The sequence below is a fragment of the Mesorhizobium sp. LEGMi-168a genome (assembly GCF_058312955.1).
In genome coordinates this window covers 1-1258 of the sequence record NZ_JBZEGV010000114.1, presented here as the reverse complement: position 1 = coordinate 1258, position 1258 = coordinate 1, and the positions used below count along the sequence as shown (strand labels likewise).

At 62.6% G+C, this 1258-nt stretch carries 1 protein-coding gene and 1 pseudogene; both read right to left on the bottom strand.

Going from position 1 to position 1258, the window contains the following annotated elements:
• Positions 1-491, bottom strand: a pseudogene (locus tag AC4FWB_RS34280) (ABC transporter permease); the annotation flags it as partial.
• Between the two features lie 16 nt (positions 492-507).
• Positions 508-1258: ABC transporter substrate-binding protein (locus AC4FWB_RS34275; RefSeq protein WP_491030626.1), on the bottom strand; the 751-nt coding region annotated here is incomplete at its 5' end.

Here is a 1258-nt window from a genome sequence, read left to right as displayed (position 1 = left end):
TGATGCTGGACCGCGAAGTAGAAGACCAGCAGATAGCCGATGAAGAATTCCGGGAACGAGGTCGAGGCAAGCGCTACCCCGGAGATCAGTTTGTCGACCCAGCCATTGCGGTAGCGCACTGCGATCAGCCCAAGGGTTATCGCCAGCGGAATAGCAACGATCGCCGCCCAGAAGGCCAGGAATAGCGTGTTCCACAGCCGTTCCCTGATCGATGTCGCTATGTCCTGCCCGCTCGACATCGCCGTGCCGAGATCGCCGGTGAGCACCCCGCCCAGCCAGTGGAAGTAGCGAATGTAGGCAGGGTCGTTGAGCCCGAGCTGCTCGCGCAGATTGGCGAGCGACTCCGGCGTCGCCGAGTGTCCGAGGATGGCTTGTGCGACGTCGCCGGGCAGGATCTGGGTGCCGGCGAAGATCAGGACCGAAACGGCCAGCAAAAGGAGGATGCCCAGCGCAATGCGCTGGGCCACCAGTTTCACGATAGGTGCGGACATAAGCGCAAGGCCGGGCTCAGGCTTCGAGCCAGCACTTCGCCAAAGCGTAGCCGTTGCATAGTTCCTGGTGCGGATCCTCCACCCAGCCGGCGACCTTCGGTCCCGTGGCGTCGATGAACTGGTTGAACATCGGCAGGATCAGACCGCCCTCGTCGCGCACCATGACCGCCATGTCGTGGTACATCTGCTTGCGCTTGGCCTCGTCGAGCTCGGCGCGCGCCGCCAGCACCATCTTGTCGAAATCCGGGCGCTTGAAACGCGTGTCGTTCCAGTCGGCGCTCGACAGATAGGCGGTCGAGTACATCTGGTCCTGCGTCGAGCGGCCGCCCCAATAGGAGGCGCAGAAGGGCTGCTTGTTCCAGACCTCGTTCCAGTAGCCATCGCCGGGTTCGCGCTTGATTTCCAGCTTGATGCCGGCCTTGGCCGCGCTCTGCTGATAGAGCTGCGCGGCGTCGACCGCGCCGGGGAAGGCGACGTCCGAGGTCCTGAGCAGGATAGAACCGTCATGGCCCGACTTCTTGTAATGGAACTTGGCCTTGTCGGGATCGTATTTGCGCTGCTCGATCTCGGTGAACAGCGGGTAGGAGGCGTTGATCGGGAAGTCGTTGCCGAGCGAGCCGTAGCCGCGCAGCACCTTGTTCAGCATCTCCTCGCGGTTGATCGCCAGCTTCAGCGCCATCCTGAGATCGTTGTTGTCGAACGGGGCCGTGTTGCAATGCATGATGAACACGTAGTGGCCGGGACCGGAGTGGTTGCGGATGGTGACG